The 14357-nt window shown below is 64.9% G+C and carries 14 protein-coding genes; 13 read left to right on the top strand and 1 reads right to left on the bottom strand.

The window, feature by feature from the left end; all coding sequences use genetic code 11:
• The first annotated feature begins 79 nt into the window (after window positions 1-79).
• The 13 genes from AC5XE7_RS03250 to AC5XE7_RS03190 all read left to right on the top strand — a co-directional run bounded on the left by AC5XE7_RS03250 (window position 80) and on the right by AC5XE7_RS03190 (window position 12538).
• Window positions 80-1066 carry a thiamine pyrophosphate-dependent dehydrogenase E1 component subunit alpha gene (locus AC5XE7_RS03250; RefSeq protein WP_495364770.1) on the top strand — a complete coding sequence of 329 codons (987 nt, stop codon included), beginning with the start codon at window positions 80-82 and terminating at the stop codon, window positions 1064-1066.
• Between the two features lie 49 nt (window positions 1067-1115).
• Complete coding sequence (locus tag AC5XE7_RS03245; RefSeq protein ID WP_495364769.1) at window positions 1116-2147, top strand: alpha-ketoacid dehydrogenase subunit beta; 1032 nt, start codon at window positions 1116-1118, stop codon at window positions 2145-2147.
• A gap of 2 nt (window positions 2148-2149) precedes the next feature.
• Window positions 2150-2383 carry a biotin/lipoyl-containing protein gene (locus tag AC5XE7_RS03240; RefSeq protein ID WP_495364768.1) on the top strand — a complete coding sequence of 78 codons (234 nt, stop codon included), beginning with the start codon at window positions 2150-2152 and terminating at the stop codon, window positions 2381-2383.
• Between the two features lie 4 nt (window positions 2384-2387).
• A complete protein-coding gene (locus AC5XE7_RS03235) occupies window positions 2388-3089 on the top strand; it encodes a 2-oxo acid dehydrogenase subunit E2 (RefSeq protein WP_495364767.1) in 702 nt (233 codons plus the stop codon).
• A gap of 370 nt (window positions 3090-3459) precedes the next feature.
• Window positions 3460-4752, top strand: a complete 1293-nt coding sequence (locus AC5XE7_RS03230) for an NAD(P)/FAD-dependent oxidoreductase (RefSeq protein ID WP_495364766.1) — start codon at window positions 3460-3462, stop codon at window positions 4750-4752.
• Window positions 4753-4819: 67 nt separating this feature from the next.
• Window positions 4820-5968 (top strand): ABC transporter substrate-binding protein, encoded by a 1149-nt coding sequence (locus tag AC5XE7_RS03225; protein ID WP_495364765.1) that lies wholly within the window; start codon window positions 4820-4822, stop codon window positions 5966-5968.
• 94 nt (window positions 5969-6062) lie between these two features.
• Window positions 6063-6962: a branched-chain amino acid ABC transporter permease gene (locus tag AC5XE7_RS03220; RefSeq protein ID WP_239801746.1), complete on the top strand. Its 900-nt coding sequence runs from the start codon at window positions 6063-6065 to the stop codon at window positions 6960-6962.
• Window positions 6962-7876, top strand: a complete 915-nt coding sequence (locus AC5XE7_RS03215) for a branched-chain amino acid ABC transporter permease (protein WP_495364763.1) — start codon at window positions 6962-6964, stop codon at window positions 7874-7876. The genes AC5XE7_RS03220 and AC5XE7_RS03215 overlap by 1 nt, the downstream gene beginning before the upstream one ends.
• On the top strand, window positions 7851-8633 hold the full coding sequence (locus AC5XE7_RS03210) for an ABC transporter ATP-binding protein (protein WP_495364762.1): 783 nt from the start codon (window positions 7851-7853) through the stop codon (window positions 8631-8633). The genes AC5XE7_RS03215 and AC5XE7_RS03210 overlap by 26 nt, the downstream gene beginning before the upstream one ends.
• Entirely contained in the window at window positions 8617-9366 is a 750-nt protein-coding gene (locus AC5XE7_RS03205; protein ID WP_495364761.1) for an ABC transporter ATP-binding protein, read from the top strand. Before AC5XE7_RS03210 ends, AC5XE7_RS03205 begins: the two co-directional genes overlap by 17 nt.
• On the top strand, window positions 9353-9733 hold the full coding sequence (locus AC5XE7_RS03200) for a Rid family hydrolase (protein ID WP_495364759.1): 381 nt from the start codon (window positions 9353-9355) through the stop codon (window positions 9731-9733). The genes AC5XE7_RS03205 and AC5XE7_RS03200 overlap by 14 nt, the downstream gene beginning before the upstream one ends.
• A gap of 11 nt (window positions 9734-9744) precedes the next feature.
• Window positions 9745-10464 carry a GntR family transcriptional regulator gene (locus AC5XE7_RS03195; RefSeq protein ID WP_495364758.1) on the top strand — a complete coding sequence of 240 codons (720 nt, stop codon included), beginning with the start codon at window positions 9745-9747 and terminating at the stop codon, window positions 10462-10464.
• Window positions 10465-10666: 202 nt separating this feature from the next.
• Window positions 10667-12538, top strand: coding sequence for an SIP domain-containing protein (locus AC5XE7_RS03190; RefSeq protein WP_495364757.1), 1872 nt, complete (start codon window positions 10667-10669; stop codon window positions 12536-12538).
• Window positions 12539-12576: 38 nt separating this feature from the next.
• Here AC5XE7_RS03190 and AC5XE7_RS03185 read toward each other — a convergent pair whose 3' ends face one another.
• The gene (locus AC5XE7_RS03185) at window positions 12577-14346 is read right to left on the bottom strand and encodes an ABC transporter ATP-binding protein/permease (RefSeq protein WP_495364756.1); all 1770 of its coding nucleotides are present in this window, start codon (window positions 14344-14346) and stop codon (window positions 12577-12579) included.
• Between the last annotated feature and the right edge of the window lie 11 nt (window positions 14347-14357).

The following is a 14357-nucleotide window of genomic DNA, read 5'->3' as shown; positions in this document are numbered from 1 at the left end:
TTTCTCGAACTGGCACGCATCTCGCTTTCCGAAAGGCAGCGCATCCGCGACAGGGTGCGGTTTGTTGGAGGAGAGCGATATGCAGCCGAACAGGGAACAGCAATTGTGGATGTACGAGCACATGCTCGTCAGCCGCTATTTCGAGGAAACCATCGAGAAGATCTATCTTGAGGGCAAGACGCCGGCCTTCAACATGGCCAATGGCCCGATCCCGGGCGAGATGCACCTGTCGAACGGACAGGAGCCATGTGCGGTCGGCGTGTGCGCGCATCTGAACGCCGGCGACATCGTCACGTCCACGCACCGTCCGCATCACGTCGCCATCGCCAAGGGCGTCGATCTCGACCGCATGGCGGCCGAGATATTCGGCAAGAAGACGGGCCTGAGCGGCGGACGCGGCGGCCACATGCACATCTTCGACCCGGCCGTGAACTTCTCCTGCTCCGGCATCATCGCGCAGGGCATGGCGCCGGCCGTCGGTGCGGCCCTGTCGCGCAAAATGTCGAACAGGGAGGGCGTGGCGGTCGCCTTTCTCGGCGAGGGCGCGGCCAATCAGGGCGCCTTCCATGAATCTCTCAACCTTGCGGCGGTGTGGGAACTGCCTGTCATCTTCGTGATCGAGGACAATTCCTGGGGCATTTCCGTGCCGAAGGCCGACGCAACCGCCGTGCCGCGCAACGACGTGCGCGCCGCCGCCTACGGCATGCCGGGCGTGTATGTGGCCGACAACGATCCCCTCGCCATCTTCGATGCGGCCGGCGAGGCCATTGCCCGGGCGCGGAGCGGCGGCGGGCCGACGCTGATCGAGATCGAGACCTGGCGGCTCGCCGGCCATTTCATGGGCGATGCCGAAGGCTACCGGCCGAAGGGCGAGAAGGATGCGCTGTTCGCGAAGGACCCGATCCCGCGCCTGCGCGAAAGGCTGATCGCCGCCGGCGACCTGACCACCGAAGACGATGCCGCGCTTGCCGCAAGGGCACGCGCGCGCGTCGATGCGGCGATCGAATTCGCCCGCAACAGCGACTATCCGGCCGCCGAAGAGGCGCTGGATCGGGTTTTCGCATGACCGCCGGCTGCGTCCGGCTTTCAGTCACGGATTTTTCGGGAGAGAGACAATGAACGACAAGGTTTCCGCCACCAATGAACGGCGCCTGACCATAGCGCGCGCCATGGCCGAGGCGATCGCGCAGGAAATGCGCGTCGACGAGCGCGTCTTCGTCATGGGCGAGGACATCGGCACGCTGGGCGGCGTGTTCGGCAACACGCGCGGTCTGGTCGAGGAGTTCGGCAAGCTGCGGGTGCGCGACACGCCGATTTCCGAAACGGGCTTCATCGGCGCGGCGGTGGGCGCGGCCTCCGACGGCATGCGGCCGATCGTCGAGCTGATGTTCGTCGATTTCTTCGGCGTGTGCATGGACGCCATCTACAATCTGATGGCCAAGAACACCTATTTCTCCGGCGGGTCCGTCAAGGTTCCGCTGGTGCTGATGACCTCGACCGGCGGCGGCTATTCGGATGCCGGCCAGCACTCGCAATGCCTCTATGGCACCTTCGCCCATCTGCCGGGCATGAAGGTGGTGTCGCCCTCCAACGCCTATGACGCCAAGGGCATGATGACGGCGGCGATCCGCGACGAGAACCCCGTCATCTTCATGTATCACAAGGGCCTTCAGGGCATGGGCTGGCTGGGCACCGAACCGGGCGCCACCGTGAATGTGCCCGAAGAGAGCTACGAAGTGCCCTTCGGCAAGGCGGCCGTGGTGCGCGAAGGCACGGATGTGACCATCGTGGGGCTCGCCATGGGCGTGCACAATGCGCTCAAGGCGGCCGATCTGCTGGCGAAGAAGGGCGTCAGCGCCGAAGTGGTGGACCTGCGCACGCTGGTGCCGCTCGACCGCGAAACAGTCTTCAACTCGGTGAAGAAGACCGGCCGGCTGATCGTCGTGGACGAGGACTATCACAGTTTCGGCGTTTCGGGAGAAATCATCGCCTCGGTGTGCGAGCGCGACGTTTCGGTGCTGAAGGCCGCGCCGCGCCGCGTCGCCTATCCCGATGTACCGATCCCGTTCTCCCGGCCGATGGAGCAGTTCTGCCTGCCCAACCCCGACAAGATCGTCGCCGCATTCGACAGCATCACAGGAGCCTGAGCATGGCAACGGACATCACTATCGCCGACGACATGTGGGACGGCGACGAGCAGGCCGTGGTGACCAACTGGTTCGCCCCGGACGGCGCCGCCGTGACGAAGGACATGCTGCTGGCCGAGATCATGGTGGCAAAGATCCAGTATGAGGTCAGGGCGCCGGCCGACGGGACCCTGACCATCGTCAACAAGGTCGATGACATCGTCTCCAAAGGCGATGTCATAGGCAGGATCGGGTAAGACCATGACGCAGACGTCATCCGATCCGCACGGGCTCGCCGACCGCGTGGTGCCGCTGCGCGGCGCGCGCGCCATGATCGCGCAGAAGATGCGCAGCAGCCTTGCCGAGACGGCGCAGCTCACCCACCATGCCGACTGCTTCGCCGACGCGCTGCTGGCGCGCAAGGCCGCCCTGGAGAAGGATGGCGTCCGGGTCTCGGTCGAGGACCTGATCCTCGATGCCGTGGTGACGGTGCTGGCGCGGCATCCGCATATGAACGGCACGCTGTCGGAAGGTGCGGTACATCTTTCGGCGGCGATACACCTTGGCGTGGCGATCGCACTGCCGGGAAACCTGCTGGTGGCGCCGGCCATTTTCGACGCCGGGGCCATGGACCTGCAGGCGCGCACCGCGGCGCGGCGCGATCTGGCGGAACGGGCAAGGGCCAACAGGCTGACCGTGCCTGAAATGACGAAAGGCACCTTCACGGTCAGCAATCTCGGCCTGTCGCGCGTGCGCTATTTCACGCCCATCCTCAATACGCCGCAGATCGCCATACTCGGCATCGGACGCATGCAGGAAGTCGCCTGCCGGGGCGGGGATGACAGGCTCATCTGGCGCACATCGATGGGACTGTCGCTCACCTTCGATCATCAGGCAGTGGACGGCGCCCCGGCGGCGGCGTTCCTGTCGGACCTGTGCGCATCGATCGGGGAAGCGGGCTGAGACATGACAGGCAAGCCCGGCGGGTGCGCCGCGCCCCCGCCAGGCTTCCTGCCCGACCACAAGCTGAGCTGCACATCCGGTCGCGCATGAAGCGACGGGCCGTTGCTGTTCTCAGCCTGGCCGGTGCGGACCCGGGCCGGCCAAACGCATGCGCGATGGCGTGGTCGCCTGCCTGAGCGGGCTTCCCGTTTGGCGGACGAACGCAGCCTGCGCCGCGTTCCGATCCCGCGACCAGCCCTTCGGTTGCCGGCGGATCCTGTCACGGTTTTCGATTTTTCCGATCCTGCACAGCTGACGCTGCGGAATCCGGGTTGACAGCAATCGCCCATGCTGCAATTTGTTATAACAAGCAACAAGTCACAGAGCACCTATGTCGAACTACGACGTCGCAATCATTGGCGCAGGAATTGTCGGCTGCTCGGCAGCGTGGCTGCTCAACCGGCAGGGCCTGCGCGTGGCGGTGCTTGAGAAAGGCCGTATCGGTGGCGAGCAGTCGAGCCGGAACGCGGGCTTCATCCGCCAGCAGGGCCGCGACCTTCGGGAAATCCCGATGGCGCGGCGCGCGCTGGCGCTGTGGCGGCAGATCAGCGCCGAGGTCGCGACCGACATCGGCTTCCACGACGATGGCATTCTGGCCCCGACCTCCGACGCCGGACAGCTTGAAAAGATGCGCCACTGGGCAGCCCTTGCCGCGCAATCCGGGCTCCATTCGCAGGTGATGTCGCGGCAGGAGGTGTCGGCCTTCGTGCCCCGGCTGCGCGGCAACTACGAGGGCGGCCTGTTCACGGCCGACGATGCCTGGGCCGAGCCCGACCTCGCCACCGAGGCGCTGGCCGGGCTGGTGCGGTCGCGCGGCGTCGTCGTCCATGAACGTTGCGTCGCGAAGCGTATCGTCACGCAGGGCGGGCATGTCAGCGGCATCGAGACGGAGGCCGGTTTCATCGGGGCCGGGCGTGTGATCGTGACCGCCGGCGTGTGGGCCGCCGACCTTCTCGCACCGTTCAGGGTTTCCCTTCCGCTCAACGATCTGCGCGTTTCGCTTGCCAGCACCGAGCCCTTCGATCACGGGCTGACGCATCCGATCTGGCTGCCCGACGTGCTGGCGCGGCCGCGCAGGGATGGCGGGCTCACCATCGGTCCGGGCACCGACGGGCCTTTCGATTTCGACATCAGCCCGCGCGGCATCAGGCTGGCGCCCCGCTTCGTGCCGGCGCTGCTGAAGCGGCCCTCCGGCGTGCGCATCAACCTTGGCCGTCACTTCATCGACGATCCGCGCCGGCGCAGCGCCTATCGTGGCGACGACGCTTCGCGCTACGATGCGATCCGCGTGCCCGAGCCGGAACCGACCGCCGCCATCATCGACCGCTGCATGGCCGCCTTGCGCCGGCGCTTCGGCTATGGTGCGGAACTGCGCATCGCGCGGCGCTGGGCGGGCCGGATCGACGTTACGCCCGATGCCCTGCCGGTCGTCGACCAGCTCCCGCAGCATCCCGGCATCGTGCTGATCTCCGGCCTGAGCGGCCATGGCTTCGGCGCCGGCCCGGCGCTTGGCGAAATGGCGGCCGAACTGGCGCAGACCGGCGCCTGCTCCCTGCCAAGGGCGGATTTTTCGCTCGATCGTTTCGAGAAGAAATACTTCCTGACTGCCGAGAGCGTGCTCTAGGCGCAGGCAACAAGAAGTCCTCAACGGACCACATTGCCAGATATCGAACCTATGAGGGAACACTGACATGATCAGACGATCCATTTTGAAGGCACTGGCCTTCTCAGCCATCTCCCTGCCGATGCTTATGACCACACCGGCCGTTCAGGCGCAGGATGCGCAGACGGTCGACATCGGCGTGCTTCTGTCCATGACCGGCAGCCTCGGCCGTGGCGGCAACAACGTCGTGCTCGGCATGCAGACGGCGCTGGAAGAAGTGAACGCGCTGTCGCCCTCGCGGCAGTTCCGGCTCGTCATCGAGGACGACGAGTCCAGCCCGCAGGCCGCCATGGACGGCATCCGCAAGCTTGTCGACGTCGACAAGGTTCCGGTCGTGCTTGGAACCGTGGGCAGCGCCACCACCATTCCGACCGCGTCCTACTCGCTGTCGAAGAACATTCCGCATGTCGGCCTCACCGCCTCGTCGCCGGATGTGCGCTCGCTCGGCAAGGGCTACTTCTCGATCATCGCCACCGACGAGGTGATGGGCGCGGCCCTTGCGAAATACGCCATGGAAGACACCGGCAAGAAAAAGGTCGGCATTATCGTGGCCAACGACGCCTATGGCGTCGGCCTTGCCAGGCGCATGCAGGAAGCGGTCGCCGCCAATGGCGGCGAGGTGGTCTCCGAAGTCCGCTACGAGGCCGGCCAGCCGGACTACCGCGCCGAGCTGCAGCGCCTGTTCTCGCCCAAACCCGAGATCGTGCTTGCGGTGAGCTGGGGCGACAATGCCCGCCTGCTGACCAAGCAGGCCTATGAAATGGGCCTCATGCAGACCGTGCAGGGGGCATGGTATCAGCCCTATCCGGCCGAGATCGTGAACGCCTGCATCGCCGAGGCCTGCGAGGACGTGAAGGGGCTCGACATCGCGGCCGATCGCGGCGAACGCTTCCAGCAGCTCAGGACCTCGCTTGAGACCCGTGTGGGCTCCGATGTGGTCATCGACTGGTTCATCGGCGTGGGCTACGATGCCGTATGGGTGACCGCGCTTGCCGTGGATCTGGCGAACTCCGCCGAACCCGCGGCCATTTCCGCCGCGCTGCCGAAGGCTTTCGAGATCTATCGCGGCGTCTCGGATGCGGACATGTCCGTCGATGCGGACGGTATCCAGCACAATCAGGAGTATGGCAGCTTCGTCATCAAGGCCGGCAAGCTCGAACCCTATACGGCCCACTGAACGGTTGCGGGCGGTCTTGCACAAAGGCCGCCCGCCCGGAACCTGCTGCACGGGGCCGGACGCAGGCAAGACGTAACGGGAAAATGACGTCGACATGAATCTCACCCAGATACTCATCAATTCGCTGGTCCGCGCCAGCGAACTCGGGCTGATCGCCATGGGCGTCACCCTGGTGTTCTCGCTGTTGCGGTTCGCCAACTTCGCGCATGGCGAGCTGGCCCTCATCGGCGCCTATCTCGCCTATGCGCTGTCTGCTGCGGGGCTCGACCTGTGGCTGGCCATTCCGCTCAGCGCGGTGGCCACCGGCTTCATCGCAGTTGCCATCGACAAGGCGCTGTTCGCCCGCGTGCGCACCGCGCCGGGCCTTGTGCTGCTGGTCGCATCCATGGGGCTTTCGCTGTTTCTCAAGAACATCGTCGGCGCGATCTGGGGCACGAAATCCTATTCGTTCGAGGGCTCGCTGGCGCGCAGCTTCTCCTTCGCCGGCGGCTTCATCACCTCCACGCAGGTCACCATCCTCGTCGTCAGCGTCATCGCCATGCTGTGCTTCCACCTGCTGCTTTCGCATACGCGGCTTGGCCGGGCGATGCGCGCGCTGGCCGACGACAGCGAGCTGGCGCGGGCGCGGGGCATCCGCGTCGAGGCGATCATCTCCAGGGTCTGGTTCATCGTCGGCAGCTATGCAGCACTCGGCGGCGCGCTGATCGGGCTGGAAACGGTGATCTCGCTGGAGCTCGGCTACAGCGTCATCCTGCCCGCCTTCGCGGCCGCCGTGCTCGGCGGCATCGGCTCGGTGCATGGCGCGATGCTGGGCGCGCTGATCATCGGGCTGGCCGAAAACATCGTGCTGGCCATCGACTGGTCGTTCCTGCCCTTCGCATCCGGACCGCTCTACATCGATACCGGATACAAGCTGGCCGTCGCCTTCCTCGTGATGGTGGCGGTGCTCATCCTGCGGCCGCGCGGCCTCTTCCAGGGAACGAGTGGCGACTGATGACCGATATAGTTCTTTATTTCGCGACCATGATCGGCATCTACACGATTGCCGCCATCGGCCTCAATTTCCAGTACGGCATCGCCGGGCTGATCAATTTCGGCGTCGTCGGCTTCTTCGCCATCGGCGCCTACACGTCCGGCCTGCTCACCCTTGCCGGGGTGCCGGTCTGGGCGGGCCTGCTCGCCGGCGCACTGATGGCGGGGCTGGTTTCGGCGCTGATCGCGCTGCCGACGCAGCGTCTCAACGTCCACTACTGGGCGATCACCACAGTCGGGCTGGCCGAGGTCATCCGCCTCATCCTGCTCAACGAAGACTGGCTGACGCGCGGCTCGTTCGGTCTGGTCGGCATACCGCGCCCGCTCGATGCCATCATGCCGGCCGGATATCAGACGGCGGCCTTCTGCGGGCTGGTCTGGCTGCTGGCGATCGCATGCTATCTGGCGTTGCGCCTGCTGGTGTCCTCGCCGTTCGGGCGCGTGCTCAAGGCGGTGCGCGAGGAGAACGATCTGGCCCTGTCGCTCGGCAAGCCCGTGTTCTCCATCAAGGTGCGGGCACTCGCCATCGGCGGCCTGCTGATCGGGCTCGCAGGCGCGCTTTATGCGCATTACCTGACCTTCATTTCGCCGGCCGACTTCCTGCCCACCGTCACCATCATCATCTGGGCCATGGTCATGATCGGAGGTCGCGGCAACCTCGCGGCCTCGGTCGTCGGCGTCGCGGTCGTCACCGTGTTCCTCAACAGCACCCGCTTCCTCAAGGACGTCATCGCGCTCGACCCGCAGATGATCGCCAGCCTGCGCATGGTGGTGATCGGCCTGCTGATCATGGCGATCGTGGTTTACCGCCCCGACGGCCTGTTCCCCGAACGCAAGAAGGAGTTCGCAGATGGCGACACCCCTGCTGGCCGTTGAGCGGCTCTCCAAGAGCTTTTCCGGCTTCCACGCGCTCCAGGACGTTTCGCTGGAAGTCGCCGAGCGCAGCATCGTGGGGCTGGTCGGCCCCAATGGCTGCGGCAAGTCCACGCTGTTCAACTGCGTCAGCGGCTTCCTGCCGTTCGACAGCGGGCAGGTGCGTTTCAGGGGCGAGCAGATCGGCGGCATGGCTCCGCACCGGATCGCGCGGCTCGGGCTGGTGCGCACCTTCCAGAACGGCCATGCCACCAAACGCATGACGGTTCTGGAAAACATGCTGATGGCGGCGGCCGGCCAGACCGGCGAGCTGCCGTTGCAGGCGCTGTTGCGCCGTTCCGCGATCAGGACGCAGCAGACGGCTCAGCTTGTCCGGGCGCGCGAAATCCTCGAAACGCTGAAGCTGACGCGGGTCGCCAACGAATATGCCGGCAATCTGTCCGGCGGCCAGCAGAAGCTGCTGGCGCTCGGCCGCGCGGTGATGTGCGACGCGGATCTCATCATGCTGGACGAGCCTGCGGCCGGCGTGAACCCCACGCTGGTGCGCGAATTCGTCTCCATGGTGCGCGATCTGCGCGACCGGTCGGCCAAGACCTTCCTGATCATCGAGCACGACATGAAGTTCATCAGCGGGGCCTGCGATCATGTGTTCGTGCTGAGCGCCGGCCGCAATCTTTCCTCCGGCACGCCGGCGCAGATGCAGCGCGATCCGCGCGTGCTGGAGGTCTATCTGGGGAAGCGCCATGCAGCCGTTGCTTGAAGTCGCGAACCTGCGCGCCGGCTACGGTCCGGCACAGGTGCTGCACGGGGTGGATCTGTCGGTTTCTGCCGGCGAGATTGTGTCGATCATCGGGCCGAACGGCTGCGGCAAGTCCACCCTGCTCAAATCGATCATGGGCTACGTGCCGTGGTCGAAGGGGGAAATGCGCCTTGAAGGCCACAGCATCCTCGGCAGGCAGACGGAAGAGCTGGTCGGGCTCGGGCTCGGGTTCGTTCCCCAGCTTGCCAACACGTTCAAAGGCATGACCGTTCGCGAGAACCTGGAGCTGGGCGGCTATACGCTCGACCGCGCGGCGGTGTCGCGGCGCATCGAGGAGCTGGTCGGCATTTTCCCCATACTGGCTCCGCGCATGCGCCAGAAGGCCGGCACCATGAGCGGCGGCGAACGCCAGACCGTGGCGCTCGCTTCGGCGCTGATGGCCGGCCCCCGCCTGCTGCTGCTCGACGAGCCGTCCGCCGGACTGTCGCCCTCCGCCACGACCGACATGTTCGCCAGCGTGAAGGAACTGCCCGCGAAGCTCGGCATCACCGTTCTGATGGTGGAGCAGGATGTCTATGGCGCGCTCGAAATCTCCGACCGCGGCTATGTGCTGGCCATGGGCCAGAACGAGTTTTCCGGCTCCGCGGCCGATATCCTCAACGACCGCCGCATAGGCATCGCCTATCTCGGCATGGATCCCGACGAACAGGAAGCTGGCCATGACGCGTCGTAACATCTCCTCCGGCTCGCACTTCGAGGCGGCCTATGGATATTCCAGAGCCGTGGTGACCGGGAGCCAGGTCTTCGTTTCCGGCACGGTGGGCATGAATTACGCCACCGGCACGATCGATCCCGACGCGGCCATGCAGGTGCGCCAGATCGTAACCAATATCGAGGCCGCCCTTGCACAGGCGGATTTCAGGCGGGCTGACATCGTCCAGCTCACAACCTATATTGCCGGCGCAGAGTTGATGCCGGCCGTGGGGACGGCGCTCGGCGAGGCATTCGGGGACATCCGGCCGGCCAATACGGTTGTGGTCGTGGGTTTTCCGGTGCCCGGTGTTCTGGTTGAAATCAGCGCGGTCGCGGTGAGGGGCTGACGGAGAATGCAGTGTCCGGCTTGAAGGCTATCGATCCGATTGACCGGCAGGAAACGCTGGGCGGCATGGCGCATCGCAGCCTGCGCAGCGCGCTGATGGCCGGCAATTTCCGTCCCGGCGAGAAGATCACCATCCGGGCCGTCGCCGCCGTGCTCAATGTCAGCATGACGCCGGCGCGCGAGGCGCTCTTCAACCTCGTGGCCGAGGGCATCCTCGAACTCGACCAGAACCGCACGGTGCGCATTCCCGCCCTGACGCCGGAGCGCGTGGCAGAGATCACGGCCATCCGCCTGTCGCTGGAGAAGCTCGCCACCGAGGCCGCAACCGCGATCATCGATGACGAGACCGTCGATCGCATCGAGGCGTTCCACAACGAACTCGTCGACCATTTTGCCGCGAAGGACTACACGGCCATGATCGAGGCGAACTGGAAGGTGCATTTCACCCTCTATGAAGCGGCGGGAATGCCGACGCTGCTGAAGATGATCGAGAGCCTGTGGCTCACGGTCGGCTCCTACCTCGTCACCATCTATCCGGACTTCGCCACGCCGGCCGATGGCCTGCCTCATCACGAGAAGCTGATCGGGGCATTGCGGACACGCAATGCCTCGGTGGCCGCACAGGCCATCGCAACCGATATCCAGTTCTCGGCAGAAGCGCTCACGCGCGCAGTCGCCCATCATGAGGAGCGGCGACTGGACGGGACATTTCCCATATCCAGAAAGCTCTAGATAGCTTGGCCTGACACCGCTGGACCGCCTGCGCTTCCCTCATGGCATGGGGCTGCGCAGCGCCTCAAACCGAATGCGAAGGCAGTTTCTGCAATTGCCCCGTATCACGCCCCTTCCTCCCCGGGATTTTCACCGAGCTTTCAACCGCGGGCGGAATACTGTACTCGCCACAGGCAGGCTTCGGTGTTCGGGAGAGGACTGGATGGGGACCGCAGACGAGCGCCCGTTGCGCATCATGAGGGTATGCCGGTGGGTGGATCTGACGCCCACCATGCGGCGGGTGACGCTTGCCGGAGCCGACGTCGGGCCGCTGGCCGGCAGCGGATTGCACGCAAGGCTGCTGTTTCCCGAAGGCGACAAGCCACAATGGCCGCATGTCAGCGCCGATGGCCGCCCGGTCTGGAACCGGGGACAGGCGCGGATGCCGATACGGGCTTACACCCTGCGCAACATTCGTGCCGATGCCGGTGAAGTCGACATCGACTTCTTCCTGCATGACGGGGACGGGGTCGCCGCTTCATGGGCGAAAAATGTGAAGGCGGATGCTCTTCTGGGCATCATCGGCCCCATTGGCCGCCCTGTCGATGAAGCCGACTGGTATCTGTTTGCCGGCGATGAATCTTCCCTGCCGCCGATCGCGCGCATGCTGGAAAACCTGCCTCATGATGCCCGCGGGCTTGTGCTGATCGAAATCGCCGATGCGCAGGAGCGACAGGTTCTGAAAGCGCCGGCCGGCATGGAGATAAGATGGCTTCAGCGCGATGGCGAGCCCGGCCTGCCGCATGGCCGGCTGTTGGCGCAAGCGGTGGTGGAAACGCCCGTTCCCGAAACGGGCCGCGTCGCCTGCTGGCTCGGCGCTGAACTGACCGCCTTCCAGATTGCCCGCGCGCACTGGCGCAAGCTCGGTCATATCGATGAAGGACGCATCCACGTAGCGCCCTACTGGAACGCCGCGAAACAGACGCGCACCGAGGTGAAGCTGCTCGCCCGCCCCACCCCGGCCGAACTTTTCGAGCCGGTCGACACCGAAGGTCTGGCCGCGCTGTGGCGACGGAATCTGGCGGATCGGACCCCGTCTGGCGTACCCGATTTCGCAGCCGCGCACGCTGTCACCGAAGCGCACCTCATGGCGGCTCTGGTCGGAGAAAGCGTCATACGGCTGGATACCGACTGGGAAGGCATTGTGCAGGCCCTGCCGGAAGCGGGGGAGGTTACCGTCGTGACCCGCAATCCTGCCGCAACCCACCGCAAGCATGGCATGTTCGACCGGATCATGTGGAATGAGGAGCGCCCGGTCGTTCTCGACCGCAACATCAATCTGCGCATCAGACTGGAAAGCTGGACGCACGGCTTCTTTGCCGGCGCACAGATAGCCGGATACGACGCTGACGGGCTGCACATATTCGATTCCTGCGGCCGGTCTGTCCTGCATGTTCTTGCGCGCACGCCGGCCGGCGGTGAAAAGCTGCGCGAGCTTGCGCAGCGTTTCAGGGACAGCGATCAGAGCCCGCGGATCGGTGTGCACCGCCCTTCCCCGCCGCCGGCTGCACCCGACGACGCAGAAATCGATGTGGCGGCATTGGCGGCGCAGTGGCGCTCCATGCTCGACACCCATGATATTTTCGCGCTGGCCCGCCGCCACGGCGCGCAGCGCACCCAAAGCTACCGGCTGGTGCCGGACGATCTGGCCTCGCAGGTCGATACCGACCTTTTCTTCGAGGTGCTGAAAGAAGCAGCCAGACAGGGCGAAGGCGTCATGATCTTCGTCGGCTCGCCGGGCAACGTGCAGATCCATATCGGACAGGTGAACACTGTCAGCGTAACGGCGGAGCGCCTTTCGGTGGAAGACGAGACGTTCGGGCTTGAGATCGCCAGATCCCCGGCAGCAAGCTGCTGGCTCGTGTCCAAGCCGACCATCGATGGCGAAATCAGGTCCATCGAGCTGTTTGACGATCAGGGCGATCAGATCGCATGGGTGTTCGGCGAGCGCCGTCCCGGCAGCGCGCAGGCGCACTCCTGGCATGCCTTGCTCGACCGGATTTGCGGAAGAACGCCGGTGGCAGTCCCGGCCTGACGCGGTTCATCAGGACGACATTCCGCCGATAAAAAGCGCTATGCGCTTGCCTCCTGCAAGTGCGGGAGGCCGGGCTGCGGATCGGATTTCAGGCTGTGCAGAGAAAGGTCGACTTCGCTGACATGCTCCAGCCCCTCCGGCCGGCGATGCGAGATGACGATGAACCCGGTGTCTGCCAGCTTCCGGCTCAGGCGGAGGAAGATCGTTTCTTCCGCCACCCGGTCCAGCGCGCTCGTCGCCTCATCCATGATGACCCATTGCGGCCTGTGCAGGAAGAGGCGGGCCAGAACCAGCCTTTGAAGTTCGCCACCTGAAAGCGTGGTCAGATCCCCGGGCCCCATGGCCCGGATGATTTCAGGTTTCAGCCCGACATCCTCCAGTGCGGCGTCGATCTCCTGATCGCTGAAACCCGAAACAGGCAGGGGATAGCAGACCGCATCCACCGCATCGCCCAGCGGCAGATAGGGGTGCTGGGGAATGACGAAGAAGCCGGACGCCGGGAAGAGCACCTCACCGCGTCCGTGTGGCCACAAACCGGCGATGGCCTTGCCCAGCGTTGTCTTTCCGACCCCGGAAGGCCCACTCAGCCAGATGGACTCGCCCCGGTTGAGACGTAGTTCCGGCAGAGCCAGAAAGGGTTTCGTGCCGGGAGCGGCCAGTTCCAGCGCCTGCGCGCGAAAAGCTCCGTCGGGCGATGACCCTGCCGAGATGGCGGGTGCGACCGCTTGCGGAGGCCTGTCCAGAAATTCGATCAGCCCGCCCAGACGCTTCGCGGCGGCGGCCAGTTCCGAAAGCGGCCGATAGGAGAAGATGAACCATGACAGGGTCGTCACCACCTTCGCGAAGGCCGAGCTGATCTGCATCATGCCGCCGAAGGTGAGCGCCCCGGCGAAATAGGCCGGCATGGCAAGGAAGGTGGGGATGCGCAGCGCCGTGTAATAATAAGGATAGGTGAAGGAGCTCAGCCGCAGTTCCTGTCCGATGAGGCGCCGCCAGTTGGCCACGATCCTGCCAAACCGCCTGTCGAGTTCGCGACGTTCCGCAGCGGCGCCATCGAGCTGCGCGATCTGATCGGCATTGCGGCGAACATGAACGAGCCCGAAGCGATAATCGGCTTCACGCTGCTGCTGCCTGAAATACAGCTCTTTGAGCGGCCGCCCGAGCAGATGGGTAATTGCGATGGCGAGAATGACATAGGCAAAGGCGAACCAGACCATGTAGCGCGGCAGCGACCAGTCGATGCCAAGCACGCCAAGATCGAGCGCAAAACCGGAGAGCCCCCACAACACGCTCGCATAGGATATAAGCCCCACCATGCGGGTGACGATGTCGAGCGACAGGGGAACGAAGCCGGAAGCGGTGGTGCTGTCGGCGACATTTCCGGAAATGAAGATCCGGCTGTCTTCCGCGATACGCTGATCGGGATTGTCCAGAAGGCCGCCTTCGGTGAACTCCTGTATGCGGTGGTAGTGGCCCCCTTGCAGCCATTTGTCGAGCAGGCGCGCCGTCAGCGCCTCGCGCCAGCGTATTTCCAGCATCTTGCGGAAATAGATGGAACAGAGGTTTCTCGACGCCTCCGCCACCACGATGGCCGCGAAAATCCAGGTCTGGTGCAGCGCTTCGGCCGCGTTCATCTGCTGGAGCGCGTCGTAGAAATCCTTGGTCCAGTCGATAACCCGCAGGGCAACGACGATGGAAGCCAGTTCCAGAACAAGAACCACACCATAGATCAGCAGCGTAATCCTGCCACCCCTGCCGCTGGTACAGAGCTTCAGGATCCGCGAGACATGGCGCAGTATCTCAATCATCGTCAGGTTCC

The organism is Aquamicrobium sp. YD-1-mutant5, from assembly GCF_059509755.1.
The sequence above is the reverse complement of the archived record's forward strand: the minus strand, read 5'-3'. Positions and strand labels throughout refer to the sequence as shown.

Excerpts from the sequence above, each read along its gene's own strand:
- AC5XE7_RS03250 (WP_495364770.1), top strand. The coding sequence starts at position 80 with ATGCAGCCGAACAGGGAACAGCAATTGTGGATGTACGAGCACATGCTC.
- AC5XE7_RS03245 (WP_495364769.1), top strand. The coding sequence starts at position 1,116 with ATGAACGACAAGGTTTCCGCCACCAATGAACGGCGCCTGACCATAGCG.
- AC5XE7_RS03240 (WP_495364768.1), top strand. The coding sequence starts at position 2,150 with ATGGCAACGGACATCACTATCGCCGACGACATGTGGGACGGCGACGAG.
- AC5XE7_RS03235 (WP_495364767.1), top strand. The coding sequence starts at position 2,388 with ATGACGCAGACGTCATCCGATCCGCACGGGCTCGCCGACCGCGTGGTG.
- AC5XE7_RS03230 (WP_495364766.1), top strand. The coding sequence starts at position 3,460 with ATGTCGAACTACGACGTCGCAATCATTGGCGCAGGAATTGTCGGCTGC.
- AC5XE7_RS03225 (WP_495364765.1), top strand. The coding sequence starts at position 4,820 with ATGATCAGACGATCCATTTTGAAGGCACTGGCCTTCTCAGCCATCTCC.
- AC5XE7_RS03220 (WP_239801746.1), top strand. The coding sequence starts at position 6,063 with ATGAATCTCACCCAGATACTCATCAATTCGCTGGTCCGCGCCAGCGAA.
- AC5XE7_RS03215 (WP_495364763.1), top strand. The coding sequence starts at position 6,962 with ATGACCGATATAGTTCTTTATTTCGCGACCATGATCGGCATCTACACG.
- AC5XE7_RS03210 (WP_495364762.1), top strand. The coding sequence starts at position 7,851 with ATGGCGACACCCCTGCTGGCCGTTGAGCGGCTCTCCAAGAGCTTTTCC.
- AC5XE7_RS03205 (WP_495364761.1), top strand. The coding sequence starts at position 8,617 with ATGCAGCCGTTGCTTGAAGTCGCGAACCTGCGCGCCGGCTACGGTCCG.
- AC5XE7_RS03200 (WP_495364759.1), top strand. The coding sequence starts at position 9,353 with ATGACGCGTCGTAACATCTCCTCCGGCTCGCACTTCGAGGCGGCCTAT.
- AC5XE7_RS03190 (WP_495364757.1), top strand. The coding sequence starts at position 10,667 with ATGGGGACCGCAGACGAGCGCCCGTTGCGCATCATGAGGGTATGCCGG.
- AC5XE7_RS03185 (WP_495364756.1), bottom strand. The coding sequence starts at position 14,346 with ATGATTGAGATACTGCGCCATGTCTCGCGGATCCTGAAGCTCTGTACC.